At 45.4% G+C, this 21,347-nt stretch carries 21 protein-coding genes, 2 tRNA genes, 1 rRNA gene and 1 pseudogene; 13 read left to right on the forward strand and 12 right to left on the reverse strand.

Translation table 11 applies throughout. The annotated features are described in order from the left end of the window. Positions 1 to 14: 14 nt before the first annotated feature. From LU297_RS05020 to recN, 8 genes are read right to left on the reverse strand one after another with little or no spacing between them, the layout of a single operon-like run. On the reverse strand, positions 15 to 620 hold the full coding sequence (locus LU297_RS05020) for a class I SAM-dependent methyltransferase (protein ID WP_263075476.1): 606 nt from the start codon (positions 618 to 620) through the stop codon (positions 15 to 17). Positions 621 to 662: 42 nt separating this feature from the next. Next, positions 663 to 1,535, reverse strand: coding sequence for a glycosyltransferase family 2 protein (locus LU297_RS05025; RefSeq protein WP_263075477.1), 873 nt, complete (start codon positions 1,533 to 1,535; stop codon positions 663 to 665). Then, positions 1,480 to 2,403, reverse strand: coding sequence for a site-specific tyrosine recombinase XerD (gene xerD / locus LU297_RS05030; RefSeq protein WP_263075478.1), 924 nt, complete (start codon positions 2,401 to 2,403; stop codon positions 1,480 to 1,482). The genes LU297_RS05025 and xerD overlap by 56 nt, the downstream gene beginning before the upstream one ends. Continuing rightward, positions 2,400 to 2,636 (reverse strand): sulfurtransferase TusA, encoded by a 237-nt coding sequence (gene tusA, locus LU297_RS05035; protein WP_263075479.1) that lies wholly within the window; start codon positions 2,634 to 2,636, stop codon positions 2,400 to 2,402. Before tusA ends, xerD begins: the two co-directional genes overlap by 4 nt. 11 nt (positions 2,637 to 2,647) lie before the next feature. Further along, positions 2,648 to 3,112 carry a hypothetical protein gene (locus tag LU297_RS05040; RefSeq protein WP_263075480.1) on the reverse strand — a complete coding sequence of 155 codons (465 nt, stop codon included), beginning with the start codon at positions 3,110 to 3,112 and terminating at the stop codon, positions 2,648 to 2,650. Then, positions 3,105 to 3,587 (reverse strand): Holliday junction resolvase RuvX, encoded by a 483-nt coding sequence (ruvX, locus tag LU297_RS05045; protein WP_263075481.1) that lies wholly within the window; start codon positions 3,585 to 3,587, stop codon positions 3,105 to 3,107. Before ruvX ends, LU297_RS05040 begins: the two co-directional genes overlap by 8 nt. Beyond that, the gene (locus LU297_RS05050) at positions 3,588 to 4,139 is read right to left on the reverse strand and encodes a YqgE/AlgH family protein (RefSeq protein ID WP_263075482.1); all 552 of its coding nucleotides are present in this window, start codon (positions 4,137 to 4,139) and stop codon (positions 3,588 to 3,590) included. Further along, positions 4,132 to 5,868, reverse strand: coding sequence for a DNA repair protein RecN (gene recN / locus LU297_RS05055; protein ID WP_263075483.1), 1,737 nt, complete (start codon positions 5,866 to 5,868; stop codon positions 4,132 to 4,134). Before recN ends, LU297_RS05050 begins: the two co-directional genes overlap by 8 nt. Before the next feature lie 279 nt (positions 5,869 to 6,147). On the opposite strand from recN, the gene rlmB reads away from it, so the two are divergent. Continuing rightward, complete coding sequence (gene rlmB, locus LU297_RS05060) at positions 6,148 to 6,993, forward strand: 23S rRNA (guanosine(2251)-2'-O)-methyltransferase RlmB (protein ID WP_432806281.1); 846 nt, start codon at positions 6,148 to 6,150, stop codon at positions 6,991 to 6,993. Between the two features lie 103 nt (positions 6,994 to 7,096). On the opposite strand, the gene fabF is transcribed toward rlmB, so the two are convergent. Next, positions 7,097 to 8,422, reverse strand: coding sequence for a beta-ketoacyl-ACP synthase II (gene fabF, locus LU297_RS05065; RefSeq protein WP_263075485.1), 1,326 nt, complete (start codon positions 8,420 to 8,422; stop codon positions 7,097 to 7,099). A gap of 167 nt (positions 8,423 to 8,589) precedes the next feature. Here fabF and LU297_RS05070 point away from each other — a divergent pair, with 167 nt between their 5' ends. The 4 genes from LU297_RS05070 (at position 8,590) to LU297_RS05085 (ending at position 13,434) form a co-directional block, all read left to right on the forward strand. Next, positions 8,590 to 9,561 (forward strand): pseudouridine synthase, encoded by a 972-nt coding sequence (locus LU297_RS05070; protein ID WP_263075487.1) that lies wholly within the window; start codon positions 8,590 to 8,592, stop codon positions 9,559 to 9,561. 163 nt (positions 9,562 to 9,724) lie between these two features. Next, the gene (gene sstT / locus LU297_RS05075) at positions 9,725 to 10,936 is read left to right on the forward strand and encodes a serine/threonine transporter SstT (RefSeq protein ID WP_263075488.1); all 1,212 of its coding nucleotides are present in this window, start codon (positions 9,725 to 9,727) and stop codon (positions 10,934 to 10,936) included. A 176-nt stretch (positions 10,937 to 11,112) separates the two neighbouring features. After that, on the forward strand, positions 11,113 to 12,036 hold the full coding sequence (locus LU297_RS05080) for a LysR family transcriptional regulator (RefSeq protein WP_263075489.1): 924 nt from the start codon (positions 11,113 to 11,115) through the stop codon (positions 12,034 to 12,036). A gap of 201 nt (positions 12,037 to 12,237) precedes the next feature. Continuing rightward, positions 12,238 to 13,434, forward strand: coding sequence for an amino acid aminotransferase (locus LU297_RS05085; RefSeq protein ID WP_263075490.1), 1,197 nt, complete (start codon positions 12,238 to 12,240; stop codon positions 13,432 to 13,434). A gap of 49 nt (positions 13,435 to 13,483) precedes the next feature. On the opposite strand, the gene LU297_RS05090 is transcribed toward LU297_RS05085, so the two are convergent. From LU297_RS05090 to LU297_RS05100, 3 genes are all read right to left on the reverse strand, one after another. Next, positions 13,484 to 14,254, reverse strand: coding sequence for a sulfite exporter TauE/SafE family protein (locus LU297_RS05090; RefSeq protein ID WP_263075491.1), 771 nt, complete (start codon positions 14,252 to 14,254; stop codon positions 13,484 to 13,486). Between the two features lie 24 nt (positions 14,255 to 14,278). Next, positions 14,279 to 14,566: a DUF2218 domain-containing protein gene (locus tag LU297_RS05095; protein ID WP_263075492.1), complete on the reverse strand. Its 288-nt coding sequence runs from the start codon at positions 14,564 to 14,566 to the stop codon at positions 14,279 to 14,281. A 155-nt stretch (positions 14,567 to 14,721) separates the two neighbouring features. Next, positions 14,722 to 15,945 carry an anhydro-N-acetylmuramic acid kinase gene (locus LU297_RS05100; protein WP_263077332.1) on the reverse strand — a complete coding sequence of 408 codons (1,224 nt, stop codon included), beginning with the start codon at positions 15,943 to 15,945 and terminating at the stop codon, positions 14,722 to 14,724. Between the two features lie 203 nt (positions 15,946 to 16,148). Here LU297_RS05100 and tyrS point away from each other — a divergent pair, with 203 nt between their 5' ends. The 8 genes and pseudogenes from tyrS to LU297_RS05140 all read left to right on the forward strand — a co-directional run bounded on the left by tyrS (position 16,149) and on the right by LU297_RS05140 (position 21,284). Then, positions 16,149 to 17,354 carry a tyrosine--tRNA ligase gene (gene tyrS, locus LU297_RS05105; protein WP_263075493.1) on the forward strand — a complete coding sequence of 402 codons (1,206 nt, stop codon included), beginning with the start codon at positions 16,149 to 16,151 and terminating at the stop codon, positions 17,352 to 17,354. Positions 17,355 to 17,409: 55 nt separating this feature from the next. Continuing rightward, positions 17,410 to 18,327 carry a Holliday junction resolvase-like protein gene (locus LU297_RS05110; protein ID WP_263075494.1) on the forward strand — a complete coding sequence of 306 codons (918 nt, stop codon included), beginning with the start codon at positions 17,410 to 17,412 and terminating at the stop codon, positions 18,325 to 18,327. Positions 18,328 to 18,354: 27 nt separating this feature from the next. Next, positions 18,355 to 18,507, forward strand: a pseudogene (locus LU297_RS05115) (DUF1653 domain-containing protein); the annotation flags it as partial. Between the two features lie 33 nt (positions 18,508 to 18,540). After that, positions 18,541 to 18,636: an FKBP-type peptidyl-prolyl cis-trans isomerase gene (locus LU297_RS05120; RefSeq protein ID WP_432806228.1), complete on the forward strand. Its 96-nt coding sequence runs from the start codon at positions 18,541 to 18,543 to the stop codon at positions 18,634 to 18,636. Between the two features lie 53 nt (positions 18,637 to 18,689). Further along, a complete protein-coding gene (locus LU297_RS05125) occupies positions 18,690 to 18,812 on the forward strand; it encodes a hypothetical protein (protein ID WP_263075495.1) in 123 nt (40 codons plus the stop codon). A 722-nt stretch (positions 18,813 to 19,534) separates the two neighbouring features. Beyond that, positions 19,535 to 21,063 (forward strand): 16S ribosomal RNA (locus tag LU297_RS05130). A 61-nt stretch (positions 21,064 to 21,124) separates the two neighbouring features. Then, a tRNA-Ile gene (locus LU297_RS05135) sits at positions 21,125 to 21,201 on the forward strand. Positions 21,202 to 21,208: 7 nt separating this feature from the next. After that, a tRNA-Ala gene (locus LU297_RS05140) sits at positions 21,209 to 21,284 on the forward strand. Positions 21,285 to 21,347: the final 63 nt, after the last annotated feature.

A 21,347-nucleotide genomic window follows, 5' to 3' on the forward strand; every position in this document is an offset into this window, starting at 1 on the left:
GGCATGATACAAATTTAGTCTTTGACCGCCATCGTGATGGTGTAGGTCTTGCCTTGTTTGATTTTGTCGCTATTACCAAATACTTCGGTAAAAGAGCGTTTCATAAAATCTCGCAAGCCGTTGATGGTCACCACATAAAATCTAGCACCGCTTTGCATACGCTCATAAGCGTCCAGCAGATACAGATAGTGCTGTTCCTTGCTGGCTTTGGCAGGTAGATTGCTCATCACAAGGCTAAATTTTTTGTCCATTGGCACTTCACGAAAGCCATTTGAGAGTTGGACTTGGGTGTTGGTTAAGCCGTTTTTTTGGCAGTTGAGCTTGGCGTACTCCACCGCCACAAAGTCTTTATCGATGAGTAAATGCTGACCATTTGGGCATTCACGAGCGGCTGTCATGCCAAGCACGCCATAGCCACAACCTAAGTCAATGCTGTCATCATCAGATTGAAAATCAATATAATCAAGCAACATCAGACTGCCCTCGTCCAACTTTTCGGGGCTAAAAATCCCCCAAGTGCTGACAAAGTCAAACGGCTTACCAAGCACTTCTTGGCGAAAGCTGATGTCGCCTCGCCATTGTTTGGCACGAGCAAGTAGGTCTGGATTGATTTGGTGCATATAAATTCCTTGATAAATAAGCCAAATTATAACACAAAAGCCCTAGTCTTGGGCGTACTGCACCATCAATTCTCGCCTGCCAATATTGGTCTGCCCAATGATGGGGCTAATGCTGGCAAGCTGGCGTTTGATTCTTTGGCTGATGGCATTGGCTGTTGCTATCGTGTTTGCATCAATATTGGGGTCTGATTGACCAAATAAATAGCCATCCAACAGTCTTTGGGCGTGCATGCCTTCTCGGCAATGATTTAGTACGCCCAAATGAGCATCGCCAAACAAAGTACCAACCATTGTGCTTTCGGCAAGAGCGATGCCTAATGCACCATCTTCTCCGCCAAATTGGCGAAATAATGTATCGGTAGGAAAGCCACCGCACGCCAAAAATAATCCTTTGCGAAACACGGTATTGCCAGCCCCTGTCATTTGGGCAATGTCCCAGACTTTGGCAAAATTTGGGTGCTGATGATAGCGGTCTGCCAGATTGATGGGAATCAGTTTGAGTCGGATAAGACTTAGGTTTGGTAATTGGGCAAATACTTGTGGCACGATGTCTAAGGCAGATGGCTGATATTCATCGTCAGCGTCTAAAAATGCCACCAAGTCCGCCTCACTGTGCAGGACACCCCAATTTCTGGCAAGAGCGACACCGCCATTGGTGGGTAGGTGTAATGCTTTGATTTTATTGGGAAATTTTTTGGCAAACTCATCAATCATGGTGGCGGTATCGTCCGATGAGCCATCATTGATGAGTATGATGCGTTGGCAGGCGGCTTGGTGCAGCACGCTTGACACGGCACGATTTAGGGTGGATTGTGCATTATAACAAGGAATGATGACATCAAGCGTTGGCGTGTCCATGTTATCCTCTTGGGTGGTGAGTGGCGTGAAGTTGTTGCAGGCGTGCGGTGGCGACATGGGTATAAATCTGCGTGGTGGATAAATCGCTATGACCCAGTAGTAGCTGCACACTGCGTAAATCAGCACCGTGATTGACCAGATGAGTGGCAAAAGCGTGTCGTAAAGTGTGTGGCGAGATATGACTGGTAATGCCTGCGATTAGGGCGTATTTTTTGATGATGTGCCAAAAATTATGCCGTGTCATGTAGCCACCATGCTCGCTCAAAAACACTGCCTGACAGTCTTTTTTGCCCAGTAAAAATCCTGCACGATGTGGTAGATAGCGATGTAAAGCATCGATGGCATAGTCGCCCAATGGCACAAGGCGAGTTTTATTGCCCTTGCCTGTGATGCGAATCCAGCCTGCATTAAGATTAAGCTCATCTAGGGATAAATTCACCAGCTCGCTGACTCGTAATCCACAAGCATACAGCACTTCTAGCATTGCTTTATCTCTTAGACCCAAAGCGGTGCTGACATCAGGAGCTAACAAGAGTGTTTCGATGTCTTGTTCGGATAGGGATTTTGGCAATGCCATGCCTAGTTTTGGGCTTTTGATGTGCTGGCAGGGATTGTCCTGCCTTTGGTCTTGTTCAATTTGCCACAAAAAAAATCGCCGCAAACTTGCCAATAGCCGTGCGATGGATTTGGGGGATTTATTGTCTTGCTTGGCAAGGGTTAGACAGCTGATGACTTGGCTTTCTTGCCATTGAGACAAAGGGAGCTGATGTTGTTTGATGCACCATCGCAAGTCTTGCAAATAGGCATTTCTGGTTGCCACAGACAAACCCTGTGCCAGCATTGCCCCACGAAAATCACTCAGATAATCTGGGTCATCATCACACAGGACGACTTTGCTTTTGCGAGGTGTGGTGGCACGGCTCATGATTTTTTTTGTACCACATAGCGATAACTGCCATCGTCTAGGGTTTCTTGGCTGACTAGGGTATGCCCCAAATGACGACAAAAATTAGGAATGTCTCTGGTGGTGGCAGGGTCGGTTGCCAATATCTGGATATACTCACCGCCAGCAGCCTGCCTGATGGTTTTGTGCAGTAGCATTACAGGTTCTGGACAAATCAATCCTGTGGTGTCTAATTGATGATGAAAGTCTGTCATAGTGTCCAATCTTAATGATGTTGTTTGGTTGAATGGTTGTGGGTGGATTTATCTTGTAAAAAAGATAAGAATTTTTGTAAATTTACCTTAATCAAAAAAGGCATGCCAAACCAAGCAATCATCGCCAAAAATAAACTCATAAAAAAGACGATGCTTGCATTGCCAATGGCATAACTAATCAGAGCAAACGCCAAAAGTCCTACTCCTACCATCAATAGAATCAATAAAATAATCCCATCAACAATGCGATAGCGATGGAGCAAAAACAGATGATATAAACTGATGGGTATGCTGATGGCAATGAGCAAATACGGCAGATAGTGAAATGCATAATACACCACCGTGCTGTCTTTAAAGTGTGCCATCGATGCCAAAGTGCCAAAGACACAAAAGCAGATGACGGCAAGAATGCCAAGCCAAACCGTAAATTTGGCGAGCGTAAGAGCATGATTGAAAGTGTTGGTTAAGTCAGTCATCTTTGGGCGAGTCTTTGTGGTTTTTGATATAGATAGCGTGCTTGGGACTACGAAAATAGCCGTCAATCAATAAGCAGGCTGAGATGTCATCGATGGGGTCTCTTTCATCATCAATCCAGCCGTTTTCCCAAGCAATTTGTCGTGCTTCGACAGATGATAGGCGTTCATCATAGACGAAGACAGACACGGCTTGATGGCGTTCTGCCAAGCGGTGCGAAAGCCTGCGAGCAAATTTATGGGCTCGCTTGGAAATCATCGAGTCTGTACCGTCCATGTTAAGTGGCAATCCCACCAACACCTCGTGAATGCCCCAATGCTCAATGATGCCAAGCAGATTATCCCAGTCGGCAGGCTGTCCATTATCCATCGCTAAGATGTCAAATGGGCGAGCGTCTTGGGTTAGGCTGTTGCCCAGTGCCATGCCCATTTTTTTGACACCGTAGTCTAGGGCGAGTATCAAAGTTGGATTGTTCATTTAGGCACTCCCAATATGGTCAATCATCATGTGGCGATGAATGCCGATTTTGTCGTAGATGCAAGCCAATCTGTCTTTGGCATCGATGGCAAATATGGTGGATAAATCAGCAGGATAAGCCAACCAATCGCCATTGGCAATCTCTTGGTCTAATTGTCCTTTGCCCCAATTACAATACCCCATGCACAGCAGATAATGCTTGACTCGGTCAAGGCTGATGTCTTCTAAGATGTCTTTGCTGGTGGTCAGGCAGATATTTTCTGAAATGGCAAACGATGATTTATAATCAGGCAACCCTGTGTGTAGCACAAAGCCAGCTTCGCCTCGCACAGGACCGCCATTCATCGCTGGTGTGTTCATGGTGGTTTGGCTGGTGAACAAATCTAACTCGCTAAGCAGTCCGCCAACGCTGGCATCTAGGGGTTGATTGATGATAAATCCCCAAGCACCATCTGTGTTGTGCTTGCAAATATAGATGAGCGTGTCAATAAATCGCTCATCGTCCATTTGAATGCTGGGTGCTAAAAAATGATGAGTGAGTTGTTTAGTCATGATTACTCTGATGGAAATTTTGTAGCTCTTCTAGGGGAATGTTGGCAGTCATCTCATCAGCGTGCCTGATGTCGTTTAGCAGGCTTTTGACATGAGCCTTAGTGGCTTCGGTGATGTTCACACCGCCTGACATGCGAGCCAGTTCATCAATCTGGGCATCGTCTGTGATGATTTGCATGTTGCTGACGGTTTGCTCCCCGTGTTCTTTATGTACCAAAATATGACGATGAGCAGCAGCAGCAACTTGGGCTTGATGAGTGATGGCAAGCAGCTGTTGATGTTTGCCCAAACGACGCAGCAGCTCGCCCACCACCTGTGCTGTCCCGCCACTGATACCAACATCAACCTCGTCAAACACCAGCGTTGGCGTGTGATATTCGCCACTACCAGCCACCATCACTTGCATCACCAAAGCAATGCGAGACAGCTCGCCCCCTGAGGCGACTTTGTGTAAGGGTTGTAGTGGCATGCCCACATTGGCACTAAATAGTAGTGCGATGTCATATTTGCCATGTGCATTGTAGTGTTCGGCAGGTTTTTGATTAAAGGCAAATTCGCAGCGAGCATTAGGCAAAGCCAGAGGTAGCAGTCGAGCTTCTAGCCGTTCGCAGATATCTGGGGCAATGTTGATGCGAGCCTCATCAAGTGCATTGGCAGCGGTCAGATAGGCTTGATACGCTGCTTGAACCTGTGCGTCCATCGTGTCGTTGTCGGGCAATGCACCCAATGTATCAAGCTCGGTTTGCCAATTTTGGGCATCAGCCACCAATGCTTTGATGGGGGTGTGGTATTTATTGGATAATCTGTGAGCTAGACTAATCAGTGTATTTAGTTCATCTAGTCTTGCCTCATCTGGCAGTTGCTGCTCAGCATAATCGTACAGCTTGGCGGCTGCCTCGTTGATATGCTCTTGGGCGACAGATAGGATATGGCTACACTCATTGAAGGTTTTGCTACCAGCATTGTTGTCACAAATCTTCATCGCACGAGCCAGCAAGCTGGACACGCTTGGCGTGTCATTGTCATTATCTAACAAAACCGCAGATTCGACTGCTTCACGCATCAGATGTTCAAGATTTGACAGCTCATCGTATTCTGCTTCGATGTCATCAAAATTCACCAAAAGCAGTGGTTCGATGTCAGCCAGCTTGGCGGATAATAGTGCCATGCGGTCAGCTCTTTGGGCGGACTGGCTTTTGGCTTCATCGGCTTGTTTTTTTAGGGTTTGATAATGATGAAAAGCGGTTTTGGTGGCAGATTTTAGTTCGCCAAGCTCGCCAATGCGGTCTAGCCAATCCACGACAAATTGAGGTTTTAAGAGTTCAAGACCTGCATGCTGGCTGTGGATATTAACCAAGATGGAACCAAGGCTTTTTAGTTCGCTGATGCTGGCTGGCACGCCGTTAATCCATGATTTTGAGCGACCCTGATTGCTGATTTTACGGCGAATCAGTAGGGTGTCTTCTTCTAACACTCTGTCGTGCTGGGCAAACCAGTCGGCAACCTGAGGATTGTCTGTGATGTCAAATTCGCCAAACACCGAAGCCTCGTCTGCACCGTGTCTGATGATGCCACTATCAGCCCGTTCGCCAGCACACAAGGATAAAGCGTCCAAAATCAAGGACTTACCTGCACCAGTCTCGCCTGTGATGACATTAAATCGTTCATCAAAGCTGATTTCTTTATGGTCGATGAGAGCCAGATTTTGTAAGGTAAGCGAGATGAGCATCTTGCCAATTTCCCATTTAGATAAGTAAGGTCAAACTCTCTATGATAATAAAAGCCGTCTGATTTGGCAATCATCAAAATGTAAAGCGATGATTTTTACCAAATCGCATCAGGTGTGTAGGCAAAATATTAACCCAAAGATGATTGATGGGCTGATGAGGGCGACTTTGTTTTTTTGAATATGATGTGGGTTAATGCAGACTTATTTTGACAATCTGCATTGAATTTGCCACAATAGCTCATCTTTATCCATCATTTTAATCAATCCGCCATGAACAAAGTGCATAAAAAATCTCGCCATAGCGACAAATCAGTAGCTCAATCAAAATCTTTTGAAAAATCCACCCAAAAATCTAAGCCAAAAAATCCACATTTTTATGGCATTCATGCTGTCAAGATGCTGCTCAATCGCCGTCCGCAAGATGCACTGACCTTATTTGTCCAACTAAGAGATGATGGCGGAGTCAGTGATGAACACGCCCAGCTGGTGGAGCTTGCCAAGTCGGCAGGCGTGAGCGTGCAGATGACGCACAAAGACCGACTGGCTCAGCTGTGTGATAGCCATCAGCATCAGGGTGTGGTCGTGGCCGCCAGACCGCTTGCCATGCTTGATGAAAGCGTGTTGGAGCAGCTGTGTCAAAAAGATGATGTGTTATTTTTGGTGCTAGACCAAATCACAGATGCTCATAATTTGGGGGCGTGTTTGCGGTCGGCATGTGCGATGGGTGTTGATGCCGTCATTATTCCAAAACACCAATCAGCCAGCCTAACCCCGACTGTTGCCAAAGTTTCGGTTGGAGCAGCAGAGGTCATCGATGTGGTGTCTGTGACCAACTTGGCTCGCACTTTGACCATGCTCAAAAAACAAGGCGTGTTTGTGTTTGGCACGGCACTTGATGAGACTGCCAAGCCGCTGCATGATTGTGATTTTGAGGGTAAGGTTGCCATCGTGATGGGTTCGGAGGGCGATGGCATGAGACGCTTGACCATCGAAAGCTGTGATACTTTGGTGTACATTCCGATGGCGGATATTCCTGACCGACCTCAAAGTCTAAATGTCAGCGTTGCCACAGGCATGACTTTGTACGAGGTGGCTCGTCAGCGTCTGATGCGTGGTTCATCGTAGGAGTAAGTTGATGATGTTTCATGTGAAACCTATCCATGTGAAATTGTTCTGATAATGCCATAAAAAAACCGCCCTAAGTTAGGCGGTTTTTTTTATGGTGTTATCAGTCTTGCCAGCGTCTAAATAGCAATGAACCATTGGTGCCACCAAAGCCAAAGCTGTTGCTTAGGGCATAGTCCACACCATCAACTTGGCGGGCGATGTGTGGGATATAATCTAGCGTGCAATCTGCATCTGGATTATCCAGATTGATGGTGGGCGGTAGGGTTTGGTGTTGCAAGGCAAGCACGGTAAAGATGGCCTCGACCGCACCAGCAGCCCCCAACAGATGACCTGTCATGGACTTGGTGGAGCTGACAGGTACGCCATCGCCAAACAGTCTTTTGATGGCACAGCTTTCGGCGATGTCGCCTTGTGGTGTGCTGGTGCCATGTGCATTGATGTAGCCGATTTGTTGTGGATTGACGCCTGCATCGTTGAGGGCGTTTTGCATGGCACGATATGCCCCTTCACCACCTTGTGAAGGTGAGGTGATGTGATTAGCATCATCACTCATACCAAAGCCAACCAGCTCTGCCAAAATCGTTGCCCCACGAGCTTTGGCATGGGCAAGACTTTCTAGCACTAAGGCACCAGCCCCATCGCCTAATACAAAGCCGTCACGGTCTTGGTCAAAAGGTCGGCTGGCTTTGGTTGGTTCGTCATTTTTGGTGGATAGGGCGTGCATTGCCCCAAATCCAGATAAGCCAAGCGGTGTCGATGCTTTTTCACTACCGCCCACCAAGACCGCATCACAGTCGCCATAGGCAATCAATCTTGCCCCAAGTCCGATGGCGTGCGTTGAAGTGGTGCAAGCGGTGGCTGTGGCAAGATTTGCTCCTTTTAGCCCATGACGCATCGCAATCAGACCTGCTGGCATATTGATGATTGTGCCAGGAATGATGAATGGCGAGACTTTTTTGGCACCGTGTTCTTTGATGGTGTCTCGGCTGTGTTCGATGGTTTGAATACCGCCAATGCCAGAACCCATCACCACACCAAATCGTTCGCCAGCGACCTTGGCAGGCAGACTATCTCCATAAACATCATCAATCAAACCAGCATGATGTAAAGCAATGGCGGCAGCGACTTGGGCATAATGCACAAATGCATCAAAGCGACGCACTTCTTTTGGATTAAGATATTGTTTGGCATCAAACTCTTTGACTAAGCCGACAATCTGCGAACGAAATTCGCTAATATCGACAGACGGGTCATCAAAAGCGGTCAGCTTGGTGATACCACTGTTGCCTTGCGTCAAATTTTGCCAAATCGTATCAAGGTCATTGCCCACAGGGGTCAATGCCCCCATGCCTGTGATGACCACTCGCTCGTGGTCACTTTTTTCAAAATAAGCACGCAAAGGGCGTGGCTGTGATGTTTGTGTCATGGCTAATCCAAGTTGCTTAAATTGTTGATTTAGGCTATCTTAGCATGATTTGTGATGGATTTACAGTTTACAGTTGTTTTTATTTTTAAATTGTCCATATTTGTCCAATTTTATCCATGATTATCGTACAATACGATAAACCAACCTTAAATAAATGACTATTTGCCATGATTGATTGCTCAAATCGGTCGTCAGATGCCATGACCGTACCGCCCACCAAAGAGGGTATTTCGCCCAGTCGTTTGTATTTGCCAAAGATTGAGCCTATGCCGATGAGTATTTTTGCTTATGTTTGCCAAAAATTTGGGCATATCACGGCAGATGAGTGGCGACAACGCTTTGATGATGGCTTGGTGTGTGACGCATTGGGACAAGCGTTATCTGTCGAGACGCCCTATCAGCATGGTCAAACGATTTATTATTATCGAGCGGTGGCTGCCGAGCCTGTTGTGCCATTTTTGCATGAAATTTTGTATGAAAATGAGCATCTTTTGGTGGTGGATAAGCCGCATTTTTTGACCGTTGCCCCAGCAGGTCGCTATGTCAAACAGACGCTGCTTACCAGACTAAAAGAGCAAACTGGCAATGAGCTGTTATCGCCCATTCATCGACTGGATAAGGAGACGGCAGGGGTCATGCTTTTTGCCAAGACGATACTGGCTCGCAAGGCATATCAAGCCCAATTTGCAGACAGGCAAATCCAAAAAACTTATCACGCCATCACGCATCACAATCTTGATGTATCCTTTCCGTGTGAGCTTCATCTAAATTTGCAGCGTGGCGTGCCATTTTATACGATGCAGGTGGTGGGCGGTGTGCCAAATACGCACACCAAGATACACCTGATGGAGCAAAGTGACGATGGTCGTTTTGCCAAAGTGCAGCTTATCCCGACCACAGGCAAACTGCACCAGCTAAGGGTGCATCTTAATCATCTGGGTATGCCGATTTTAAATGACCCATTTTATCCAATGCTTTGCCACAAGGCAGATGATGATTTTGCCAATCCATTACAATTACTGGCTAAGAGTCTAGCCTTTATTGACCCAATCACACAGCAATCGATGTTTTTTGAGTCAAGCAGGCAGCTAAAACTACCAAGCATGGCATCAGATGACCCAAATTTAGATGGGATTTGATGGGAAATTTGGCGTAATTTGCCCAAAAAATAATCAAAATAACCATCACTTACCCAGTTTGCCAAAATTATTGATATAAACTTCTGACATTGATAAAAAAAAGTGTTATATTACCAGCGTTTTTATGTATGGTAATTTCACAAGAATTGTGATGGGAGTTAATATGCGTTCATTGGTTAATGCGTATTTGCGTGCTGGGCTGGTGCCGATGATTGTGGCGGCATTGGTCATTGGTACGATTATTGGGGTGGTGGCACCAAATGTAGGCGTAGGTCTTGGCATTTTGGGCAGTATTTTTGTTGGTGCTCTTAAAGCCATTGCACCAGTCTTGGTATTCTTCTTGGTGCTGGCAGCGGTTTCTGGTCAAAAAATCAATGCCGATGTGCGTGTCAAGCCTGTACTGATTTTGTATTTGGTGGGGACTTTTACCGCAGCTTTGGTGGCGGTCGGGGCAAGTTTTTTATTCCCAACGGAGCTGGTTTTGACAGGGCTTGATGCAGTTGAACAATCTGCTCCCCAAAGCCTAAAAGAGGTTCTGACCAATCTGTTGATGAATCTAGTGGCAAACCCTGTTTCCTCCATTGCTAATGCCAACTATATGGGTATTTTGACTTGGTCGATACTGCTGGGCTTGGCGATTCGTTCGCTTAGCGACACCACTCGTCAAGTCGTGGCAGATGTTGGCACGGCAGTCACTAATGTGGTGAAATGGGTCATTCATCTTGCCCCATTTGGCATCTTAGGATTGGTGGCAAACACCGTTGCTGAGACTGGCATTGATGCCTTGATGGGCTATGGTCGTCTGCTGGGTGTATTGGTTGGGTCGATGTTATTTATTGCGTTGGTGGTCAATCCACTATTGGTGGCAATCGTCACTCGCAAAAACCCATACCCATTGGTGCTGACCTGCTTGCGTGAATCTGGCGTGACGGCATTTTTTACCCGCTCATCGGCCGCCAATATTCCTGTGAATATGAATTTGGCTCGCAAATTGGGTCTTAATGAAGATACTTATTCAGTCACGATTCCTTTGGGGGCGACCATCAATATGGCGGGTGCTGCCATCACCATCAATGTCTTGACTTTGGCGGCGGCACACACGATGGGCATCGAGATTGGTTTTGGTTCAGCACTCTTACTTGCCATCGTTGGCAGTTTGTCAGCGTGCGGTGCCTCAGGTGTGGCAGGCGGGTCATTGCTACTGATTCCTTTGGCGTGTAACTTGTTCAATATCCCTAACGACATCGCCATGCAAGTGGTTGCGATTGGCTTTATTATTGGGGTGGTGCAAGATTCGGCAGAAACTGCTCTAAATTCATCAACTGATGTGCTATTTACAGCAGCGGCTGACCCCAAATTTGCTTATAAAGGCTAACAAATCCAAACAATCCCCTAAATCAACTTAGGGGATTTTTTATAAGATGATTTTGGTTGGTCTTGGTTGGCGATTATTTATCATCTGTTGTATTTGGCAAATAATCATTTATAATATTGATTGATGATTTGTCATGATTGACAAGATGTATGTTTTGAAAATTCAAAAGGAATTTTGTGAGTACAACCCTTCGACAATTACGAGCCTTTGTGCTGGTTGCTGAGCAAAACAGCTTTACTAAGGCTGCCGAAACCCTATGCCTGACACAGTCAGCATTGAGCGGATTGATTAAAGAGCTTGAACAGAATCTGGGGGTCAAGCTGTTTGACCGCACCACCAGAAAACTCTACCTGTCCGATGCAGGGATTAGGTTGTTACCCCAAGCACGCAGGGTACTCAATGAAATGTCGGTGCTAAGCGAAAAGGTCAATAATCTAAAATCCTTACATCAGGGTCATGTGCGTCTGGCGGTCTCCCAACAGCTGTCTGCCAGTACGATGCCCAAGTTCATCAGCAAATTTTGTGAGCTGCACCCCAACATTCAGGTGACGCTGACCGACTGCTCTGTCGATGAGGTGGTGGAGCATATCGAAAATCTTGAAGCAGACTTAGGGGTAGCACCAGAACGCACGCATTCAGAAGATTTGCACCATGAGGTGTTGTTTAGCTCGCCGTTTTATTTGGTGTTGCCTGCCACGCACGCTTTTGCCAAAAAAGATGTGGTGCGTTGGTCGGATTTGCTCAATGAACGACTCATCACGCTTAATGGCCCTTTTATTAAGAGTTTGCAAAATGAGCTGCCTGCCCAGATTTCAAGTCGTATTTTTAATCCTGATTTTGAGGTTAATTTTTTATCGACAGCATTGGGCATGACTCGCATGGGGCTGGGTGTGACACTCTGTCTGCTGTATGCCGCTGAATGGGTGGAGCAAAACGGTCTGGTGATGAGACCGATTGCCGACCCTGTGGTGGAACGCAAATTTTTGCTTTATACTCACAAAAATCGCTCGCTATCACCTGCTGCGGTGGCGTTCAAAGAATTTTTGGAAAAAAATGCTCATGAGTTTTTGGTCAGTGCATCAAAAACCGCCAAGCTGTAATACAAAGTCTGACTCATCAAAATCGCCACGCCAAAAAAGAGTGGCGATTTTTTTTGTAAAAATCTTGAAAATTGTGCCAATTTTTATGCACATTTGCCAAAATTTTGGTTATACTAGCCTAGCCTAGCCTAGCCTAGCCTAGCTTTGTCAATCAAATCCCTATCAAGATTTGATGTTTTTGTTAATAAAAAAGGAATCATTATGTTTAATCATGTCAGCCCTTATGCAGGCGACCCAATCTTGGGTTTGATGGATAAATTTGCCAAAGACCCACGCACCGACATTAAGGTAAACTTGGGCGTGGGCGTGTACTATACCGAAGATGGGCAACTGCCAGTATTAGAATGTGTTAAGAGTGCCGAGCAAACCATCGCCAATCCACCACGCCCCAGAGGCTATCTGCCAATGAGTGGATTGCCAGGGTATCGTAAGGCGTGCCAAGACTTATTATTTGGCAAAGACAGCCAAGCGGTGAGCGAAGGTCGTGTGGCAACCATCGCAACTTTGGGTGGTTCTGGTGCTTTAAAAGTGGGTGCTGACTTTATCCATCAATGGTTCCCAACCGCCAAATGCTATGTGTCAAAGCCAACTTGGGGTAATCACATCAGTATCTTTGAAGGTGCTGGCATGGAAGTGGGCGAGTATCCTTATTATGATGCAGCCACCATTGGTGTCAAATTTGAAGAAATGTGTCAATTCTTTGAAGGGTTGAACGAGCATGATGTGGTGTTGCTACACCCATGCTGTCACAATCCGACAGGCGTGGATTTGAGCCGTGAGCAGTGGGATATTGTCCTACAAATCGTCAAAGACAAAAAGCTCATTCCATTCATGGACATCGCCTATCAAGGTTTTGGGGCGGACATGGACGGCGATGCCTATGCCATCAGAAAGGCGGTGGAGATGGGCTTGACGGTATTTGTCAGCAATTCATTCTCAAAAAATCTATCTTTGTATGGCGAGCGTGTGGGTGGTTTGTCGGTAGTGGCGGAAACCAAAGAGCTTGCTGATGTGGTGTTTGGTCAATTACAATTCACTGTTCGCCGTATCTATTCAAGCCCACCAGCACACGGCAACTTTGTGGTCGATACCGTGATGAATGATGATGCACTGTTTGCCCAATGGGTTGGCGAGGTGTATGAAATGCGTGATCGCATTCGCTTGATGCGTCAAAAGCTACAAGACAGCTTGACTGCTAAGTTGCCAGAGCGTGATTTTAGCTACTTTACCAAGCAACAAGGTATGTTTAGTTTTACAGGGTTGAGTGCTGAGCAAGTGGCACGACTACAAGAAGAATTTGCCGTATATATGGTCAGCAATGGTCGTATGTGTGTGGCAGGTCTGAATAATGGCAATGTTGAATATGTCGCTAACGCCATCGCCCAAGTGCTACAATAAGCACCATCAACACAAAAAAATCCGCATCGGTTGGTGCGGATTTTTTATTTTAAGTCAGTTTTGTGATGCCTGTATGACCAATTTTAAGTGCCAGTAATAATAATACCAAAAAAATCAAGCACTTAAATATATTGACACTGATTTTATTGCGTAGCCAAATACCAACAAACAAGCCTGCCATGGCAATGATGGTCAGATAAAGCAAGTGCAGATATTGAGCCGGTGCTAGACCTGCATAAGTAGATTTGAGCATGAGTATCTGCACCAACTTACCAAGTAAGTAGCACAGATTACTGGCTTTGGCAATTTGATTTTTATCATCGCTAAGACTGAACAAAAAAATCAGTAAAATTGGCGACATGGCATTGGTTGCACCGCCCACCACACCAGCCAATAAACCAAACAATATCATACTGGTGCGATGCGTGGGTACATGCAGACTTTTTGCCTTGCCAGCCAATGACAGCAGTCCGTGTGTGGCGTAATATAGCGTGACCACAGACATCAGCAAATATAGATAGCCAGCAGGTAAGATTAGCAGCAGCCACACGCCTAATACACCACCAATCACACTGCTGATGGCAAGCAGGCGATAGGTGTTGATGTAGTGGCGGATTTCTTGGTAGATGCCCTGTTTGCTACCAGCGGTCAGCACCAAAAGACTCATCAATAGACTGGGCAATGCCACCATTGCCACCGCTTGTGATAATGGCATTGCCATGCTTAATGCACTGGTACCAAGCATTGGAAACCCCATGCCAGTCATGCCATGCAATAAAGCAGCAAAACCAAAAATGGCAACTTGCCACAACTCATTCATATACAATCCTTGTTATGTTGATGTTTATTGGTCTTGCCAATGTGCGTCAAACTCTTCGCCTGCCATGCGATTGATGTGATTGACGATGACGCTTTTGAGTTTGTCAAAAGCCTCTGCTTCGTTGGTGTGTAAACTGGCAAATAGGTGATTTTCATCAGACCACAGCTTGGCGGTGCTGACTGGCGAAAATGGAATGATGGTTTGTTGGTCGATGACCACGATGTCCATTTTGTGTCGCCAATGATTGGCAAGTCTTTTGATGATGCGTTCGCCATCGGTGGTTGTTAGCGTTAATTGACTGGATAAATCCATATTGACTCTCCTTAAAGTAGGCGTGATTGACAGATTGATTGACAATATTTTTTTATCAGGTCTGATGAGACTGATATATGAGCTGCCCTTTGGCTAAATCACAAGGATACAAAGCCTTTGTGTGCATGATGATTGTTCTATTTGCATCAAGGTCATCAAAAACACACTTGTCCTAAGACCACTTCTTTATCCGCCCCCGTGACCGCAGGAACATTACCAGCTCTACCCAAGATGGTTTGGCGAGCCAGCCAAGCAAAAGCCATGCCCTCCACCAAAATGGGCGATACGCCTGACTTGGCTGATGATTGGACGGTTAAGTGTGGCAAATGGGCTTGCAGGCGTGTCATGAGGTGTGTATTTAATGCACCACCACCACAGACGATGAGCGTACCATCTGTAACCAACTCTTTGATGGCGTTAGCGGCACTTTGGGCGGTCAGTTCGGCAAGCGTGGCTTGTACATCGGCAGGGCTGATTGCCAGATTGGGGTGGGTTAGCCCAAGTTGATTTAGATTATCTTGTAGCCAGCCTAGATGAAATTCTTCCCTGCCTGTGCTTTTTGGTGGTGTTTTGGCAAAAAATGGGTGTTCAAGCAGTAGCGTCAATAAAGGCTGTACCATCGTGCCAGAACTTGCCCAGTTGCCATCTTTATCATAGCTAGCCCCTTGATGTTGATGAATCCAAGCGTCCATCAATAGATTGGCAACACCTGTATCAAAACCCTGTACCAAGCCGTCTCTACCCAGTACCGTGATGTTGGCAATGCCACCTAAGTTTAGCACCGCTTTGATGGTAGGGTCTTGAAACATGGCTCGATGAAAAGCAGGCACCAGCGGTGCTCCTTGACCACCGACTGCCATATCACGGCGGCGAAAGTCACTCACGACCGCAATGCCTGTTCGTTCAGCCAGTACATTGGGGTCAAGCAGCTGCAAGCTAAATGACCATTGGGGTCTGTGGCGTACGGTCTGACCATGACAGCCAATGGCACTGACCGCCTGAGCGTCAATATTGGCTTTATCAAGCAGTTCTAGCACCACTTGGCTGGCAAAATTGGCATAATAAACACTTGCCCAGCCAAAGACATCAAGCTCGCTTTCAAAACCCAATCCGTGCTTTGTGATGTATTGTTTTGTGCCATCAGGCTGCGTTAAGGCAAGCAGGGCTGATTTTAAATCATCAGGAAAAGGTAGGCTGTGACTTGCCACGACATTGACCGCTTGTTCGCCCTCATCAAAAAACTCACACAGCACTGCGTCCATACCATCAAGGCTTGTACCGCTCATCATGCCGATGAAATAAGGGGAATCTGCCAAAGGATTGTCATTAAATAATTGGTTAAACTCTGCTAAGAGTGCATCATCAAAGTGTTGTGTCATCACGGTATCGCCAAAGATTAAAATTAACCTAGCATAGCAAATTTTACCAACCTTGATAAGGTTTTGTTTGTCAAATCATCAAAAATTGGCAATTTATCCACACAAAGCCTGCCCATCATGATGATTTTAGATGATTTTTTGGGAATTTTTGTTATAATCCTTATCCATCTACATATTTTAATACATTGATAAAGGTGTCAATCATGAGCGAGTTTTTACCCATCGAAGAACAGTTGGCGTTGATTAAGCGTGGCGTGGATTCTATCTATTCAGAAGAGGATTTGATTGCCAAATTAAAGCAAAATCGCCCCCTTCGCATCAAGCTGGGTATGGACCCTACTGCCCCTGATTTACATTTTGGGCATACGGTGGTGTTAAACAAACTTCGCCATTTTCAGGATTTAGGACACGAAGTGCTGTTTTTGATTGGCGATTACACCGCTCGCATTGGCGACCCTACGGGCAAAAATACCACCCGTCCACCGCTTTCAGAAGAAGATGTCAAGCGTAACGCCCAGACTTATGCTGAACAAGTCTTTAAAATTCTTGACCCTGCCAAGACCAAAATCGTCTTTAATTCACAATGGTTTTCTAAGATGAATGCAGGCGATATGATTGCACTGGCAAGTCAGCTGACCGTATCAAGAATGCTAGAACGAGACGACTTTTCCAAACGATACAACAGCCAAACACCCATTGCCATTCACGAGTTTTTGTATCCACTGGTACAAGGCTATGATTCAGTGGCATTGCAAGCAGATGTGGAGCTTGGCGGCACTGACCAAACCTTTAATATTCTGATGGGGCGTACATTACAGGGTCGTTATGACCAAGAGGCACAGGTGTGCATCACCATGCCGATTTTGGAGGGTTTGGACGGCGTCCAAAAGATGAGTAAATCTTTGGGTAATTATATTGGCATCGATGACCCTGCTGGCGTGATGTTCCAAAAGATTTTGTCAATGCCTGATACGCTGATTGCTCGTTATTTTGAGCTACTAAGCTTTAAGCCGATGAGTGGGATTAAGACACTGCTAGACGAAATGGCAGATGGTCGCAACCCCCAAGAAATCAAAAAAATCCTTGCTCATGAGCTGATTGAGCGTTTTCATGGAGCAGAGGCTGCCGCCAACGCTCATAAATCAGCAGGCAATCGCTTGGCTGATGGCGAATTGCCAGTAGATTTGCCAGAAGTTAGTTTGACCATTGATGGCGATAAGCTGTTTATTGCCCAACTTCTCAATCAAGCAGGTCTGGTCAAAAACTCTGCACAAGCCAAAGACGCTCTAAAAAATGGCTCTGTCAAGGTGGACGGTGCTGTCGTTGGGGCGGATTTTGCCATTGAAAAAGGGAAAACGGTTGTGGTACAGGCAGGGAAGAAGGCATTTGCTAGGGTGAGTGTGGCCTGATAAAAAACACACGCCAATCTAGTGCGGTTGGCGTGTTACTAATAATGGAGTTGTTATGTCTTTAGAATTGATTGGATTGATTATTGGCATTGTTATTATTATTTTTACCATTGTATATTTTTTTCTCAAAAGAAATAATGAATTGGATGATGAAGAATATGAAAACCATCATCAAGAAATGTTAAAACTCAAAGACGAAATTATTCGCTTAAAAGATGACTTTAATTTACAAAAAATACAATTATTAGAAAATTCACAAAAAGAAATTGACGATAAGAATCAAACCATTCATCATTTGGAGCAAAAATTAACTGAACAACAAGCCAAATTGGAGCAACAGCTTTTAGCACAACAAGCTCAGTTTGAGCAACAACTCACTGAACAACAAGCTCAATTTAAAATCACCTTAGGCAATGAAATTAAACAAGCTCAAAAACGCTCCAATGATGTACAACGCAACGTCATCAAAGGGCAAATAGCAGAACGTTTTGCGCCTTTTATGAATGGATTTTCATATAATCCGTCTGACTGTCGTTTTTTGGGTGAGCCAATTGATTACATCATTTTTCACAATTTACACCAATGTACTGATGGTGAAGTCGGTATCGATGAAGTGGCAATTGTCTTTTTGGAAATTAAAACAGGTAATGCCAAATTGAAAAAACGTCAAGAAATATTAAAACAAGTCATTTTGAATGGGCAAATTGAATTCGAAACATTAAGAATTGATAATGACAACCCAATTGTAACAATTGATAAAAATGCAAGTACTACATTAAATTCACAGTATGCTCATGAAGAATGTGATGATGAAGATGTCAATCGAGTGGGACAAAAATGGACAACTGATGAAGAAGAAAGGCTGATAGAGTCTTTTGAGTTGGGATCACCCATTTCGGAAATTGCCAACCTTCATGGGCGAAAAGCAGGTGGTATTAGAAGTCGTCTAAGAAAACTGGGAAAAATTGAATGAATTTAACAAACGGCATCTACCGCCACACATAGTGAAACAGGCGAAAGTTTGGTTGTTTATCGTGCCTTATACGGAGACTATGGCGTATGGGTACGCCTTTTGACGATGTTTTGTGAAAGTGTAGTAACGATTGATGGCAAGACCTTGCCACGTTTTGAACTGGTTAAGGAATTGCAATGACCGAGTTTAACATTACCGACCTTGTTGTAGGCGATGGTCAACCCGCCGAGCGGGGCGTTGATTGCCGCCCATTGTACAGGCTATTTGGCGGACGGTACGGTGTTTGACAGCTCACACCATCGTGGGTAAGCCTTTGAGACTATGATTGGCATAGGACGAGTGATAAAAGGTTGGGTCTGGGTGTGCTTAGCAGTGAAATTGGGGCGAAACTGCTTGCCAAATGGGGCATAAGCGTGGATTTACCAGCGTGCGAGCCGATGGGAGTTGGCGGGAAAAGACGGCTCATTGTTCCTGCTTTTTTTTGAGCTCTGTCAAGGTGGACGGGCAAGTGGTGGACGCAAGTTTTGCCCTAGAAAAAGGAGCAACAGTCGTGGTGCAAGCTGGGAAAAAGGCATTTGCCAGAGCAAGCATTGTAGCTTAATGGGTAAAACAACCGTCCAAATTGGGTGGTTTTGTTTTTAATAAAGTAAAAAGAGAAAGTTTGCCAAAATTTTTATCAATAAAAACCCAAACAAAATCAACAACCTACAAACTTTCTCCCATTTCCCCAAAAAAACCACTTTACAAGTGAAATATTACCCCCTATAATACGCACCACTCAAGCAGAGCAGCAAACAAAAAACTGCTTTTAAATCAATAACTTAGCTATTTACTTAACAGTAAATAACCAAATATTGTTTGCTTGCAAACTTCAAAAGTTTTAAAATAAAAAATTTTTGAAAATTTTGCAAAAAATGCTTGACAAAAGATTTAAAGCCTATATAATAGGCGACCTAAGTTAAACGCTAGACGATAGCTTAACTTCAAACTATTTAAAATCAAATCTAAAGAACAACTTGTGTGGATTTTTACGAATACAAGATAATCGATAATATATATTATCATTTATTAAGTACAGTAAAAATACTCAAAGTTAATTCATTTACACGATGAGCAAATTTTGCTAGTAATAATAAATGAGCCAAATAAAAAGTCCTAACTTTTTATTTTACTTTTTAAGTAAATATCAAGTAGGCAAAACAAGATTAAACTGAAGAGTTTGATCATGGCTCAGATTGAACGCTGGCGGCAGGCTTAACACATGCAAGTCGAACGAGGTTAGGGAGCTTGCTCCTGATACCTAGTGGCGAACGGGTGAGTAATGCTTAGGAATCTGCCTAGTAGTGGGGGATAACTATCCGAAAGGATAGCTAATACCGCATACGACCTACGGGTGAAAGGGGGCGTAAGCTCTCGCTATTAGATGAGCCTAAGTCGGATTAGCTAGTTGGTGGGGTAAAGGCCTACCAAGGCGACGATCTGTAGCTGGTCTGAGAGGATGATCAGCCACACTGGGACTGAGACACGGCCCAGACTCCTACGGGAGGCAGCAGTGGGGAATATTGGACAATGGGCGAAAGCCTGATCCAGCCATGCCGCGTGTGTGAAGAAGGCCTTTTGGTTGTAAAGCACTTTAAGTGGGGAGGAAAAGCTAGTGGTTAATACCCATTAGCCCTGACGTTACCCACAGAATAAGCACCGGCTAACTCTGTGCCAGCAGCCGCGGTAATACAGAGGGTGCAAGCGTTAATCGGAATTACTGGGCGTAAAGCGCGCGTAGGTGGTTATTTAAGTCAGATGTGAAAGCCCCGGGCTTAACCTGGGAACTGCATCTGATACTGGATAACTAGAGTAGGTGAGAGGGAAGTAGAATTCCAGGTGTAGCGGTGAAATGCGTAGAGATCTGGAGGAATACCGATGGCGAAGGCAGCTTCCTGGCATCATACTGACACTGAGGTGCGAAAGCGTGGGTAGCAAACAGGATTAGATACCCTGGTAGTCCACGCCGTAAACGATGTCTACCAGTCGTTGGGTCTCTTGAAGACTTAGTGACGCAGTTAACGCAATAAGTAGACCGCCTGGGGAGTACGGCCGCAAGGTTAAAACTCAAATGAATTGACGGGGGCCCGCACAAGCGGTGGAGCATGTGGTTTAATTCGATGCAACGCGAAGAACCTTACCTGGTCTTGACATATCTAGAATCTTGCAGAGATGCGAGAGTGCCTTCGGGAATTAGAATACAGGTGCTGCATGGCTGTCGTCAGCTCGTGTCGTGAGATGTTGGGTTAAGTCCCGCAACGAGCGCAACCCTTTTCCTTAGTTACCAGCACCTCGGGTGGGAACTCTAAGGATACTGCCAGTGACAAACTGGAGGAAGGCGGGGACGACGTCAAGTCATCATGGCCCTTACGACCAGGGCTACACACGTGCTACAATGGTTGGTACAAAGGGTTGCTACACAGCGATGTGATGCTAATCTCAAAAAGCCAATCGTAGTCCGGATTGGAGTCTGCAACTCGACTCCATGAAGTCGGAATCGCTAGTAATCGCAGATCAGAATGCTGCGGTGAATACGTTCCCGGGCCTTGTACACACCGCCCGTCACACCATGGGAGTTGATCTCACCAGAAGTGGTTAGCCTAACGCAAGAGGGCGATCACCACGGTGGGGTCGATGACTGGGGTGAAGTCGTAACAAGGTAGCCGTAGGGGAACCTGCGGCTGGATCACCTCCTTAACGAGATTATCTGATTGGTAAGAATCCACAACAAGTTGTTCTTTAGTAAGATGTTTAAAACGGGTCTATAGCTCAGTTGGTTAGAGCACCGTGTTGATAACGCGGGGGTCATAAGTTCAAGTCTTATTAGACCCACCATTTAAATGGGGTTATAGCTCAGTTGGTAGAGCGCCTGCCTTGCACGCAGGAGGTCAGGAGTTCGACTCTCCTTAACTCCACCATATTAAAACATAAAAAAGCAATCTTGATAAGATTTCTTCTTTATGCTTTAATATAAAGCATAA

Origin of the sequence: Moraxella nasicaprae, assembly GCF_025643275.1 — a bacterium.
GTDB classification, from domain to species: Bacteria; Pseudomonadota; Gammaproteobacteria; order Pseudomonadales; family Moraxellaceae; genus Moraxella; species Moraxella nasicaprae.

What these genes read in the sequence shown, in the direction of transcription:
- xerD (WP_263075478.1), bottom strand. Translation starts at nt 2,403, where the DNA reads ATGAGCCGTGCCACCACACCTCGCAAAAGCAAAGTCGTCCTGTGTGAT.
- LU297_RS05120 (WP_432806228.1), top strand. Translation starts at nt 18,541, where the DNA reads ATGGTCAACCCGCCGAGCGGGGCGTTGATTGCCGCCCATTGTACAGGC.
- fabF (WP_263075485.1), bottom strand. Translation starts at nt 8,422, where the DNA reads ATGACACAAACATCACAGCCACGCCCTTTGCGTGCTTATTTTGAAAAA.
- tyrS (WP_263075493.1), top strand. Translation starts at nt 16,149, where the DNA reads ATGAGCGAGTTTTTACCCATCGAAGAACAGTTGGCGTTGATTAAGCGT.
- LU297_RS05050 (WP_263075482.1), bottom strand. Translation starts at nt 4,139, where the DNA reads ATGACTAAACAACTCACTCATCATTTTTTAGCACCCAGCATTCAAATG.
- LU297_RS05095 (WP_263075492.1), bottom strand. Translation starts at nt 14,566, where the DNA reads ATGGATTTATCCAGTCAATTAACGCTAACAACCACCGATGGCGAACGC.
- LU297_RS05025 (WP_263075477.1), bottom strand. Translation starts at nt 1,535, where the DNA reads ATGTCGCCACCGCACGCCTGCAACAACTTCACGCCACTCACCACCCAA.
- recN (WP_263075483.1), bottom strand. Translation starts at nt 5,868, where the DNA reads ATGCTCATCTCGCTTACCTTACAAAATCTGGCTCTCATCGACCATAAA.
- LU297_RS05070 (WP_263075487.1), top strand. Translation starts at nt 8,590, where the DNA reads ATGATTGATTGCTCAAATCGGTCGTCAGATGCCATGACCGTACCGCCC.
- LU297_RS05100 (WP_263077332.1), bottom strand. Translation starts at nt 15,945, where the DNA reads ATGACACAACACTTTGATGATGCACTCTTAGCAGAGTTTAACCAATTA.
- LU297_RS05090 (WP_263075491.1), bottom strand. Translation starts at nt 14,254, where the DNA reads ATGAATGAGTTGTGGCAAGTTGCCATTTTTGGTTTTGCTGCTTTATTG.
- sstT (WP_263075488.1), top strand. Translation starts at nt 9,725, where the DNA reads ATGCGTTCATTGGTTAATGCGTATTTGCGTGCTGGGCTGGTGCCGATG.
- tusA (WP_263075479.1), bottom strand. Translation starts at nt 2,636, where the DNA reads ATGACAGACTTTCATCATCAATTAGACACCACAGGATTGATTTGTCCA.
- LU297_RS05110 (WP_263075494.1), top strand. Translation starts at nt 17,410, where the DNA reads ATGTCTTTAGAATTGATTGGATTGATTATTGGCATTGTTATTATTATT.
- LU297_RS05085 (WP_263075490.1), top strand. Translation starts at nt 12,238, where the DNA reads ATGTTTAATCATGTCAGCCCTTATGCAGGCGACCCAATCTTGGGTTTG.
- ruvX (WP_263075481.1), bottom strand. Translation starts at nt 3,587, where the DNA reads ATGAACAATCCAACTTTGATACTCGCCCTAGACTACGGTGTCAAAAAA.
- LU297_RS05020 (WP_263075476.1), bottom strand. Translation starts at nt 620, where the DNA reads ATGCACCAAATCAATCCAGACCTACTTGCTCGTGCCAAACAATGGCGA.
- LU297_RS05040 (WP_263075480.1), bottom strand. Translation starts at nt 3,112, where the DNA reads ATGACTGACTTAACCAACACTTTCAATCATGCTCTTACGCTCGCCAAA.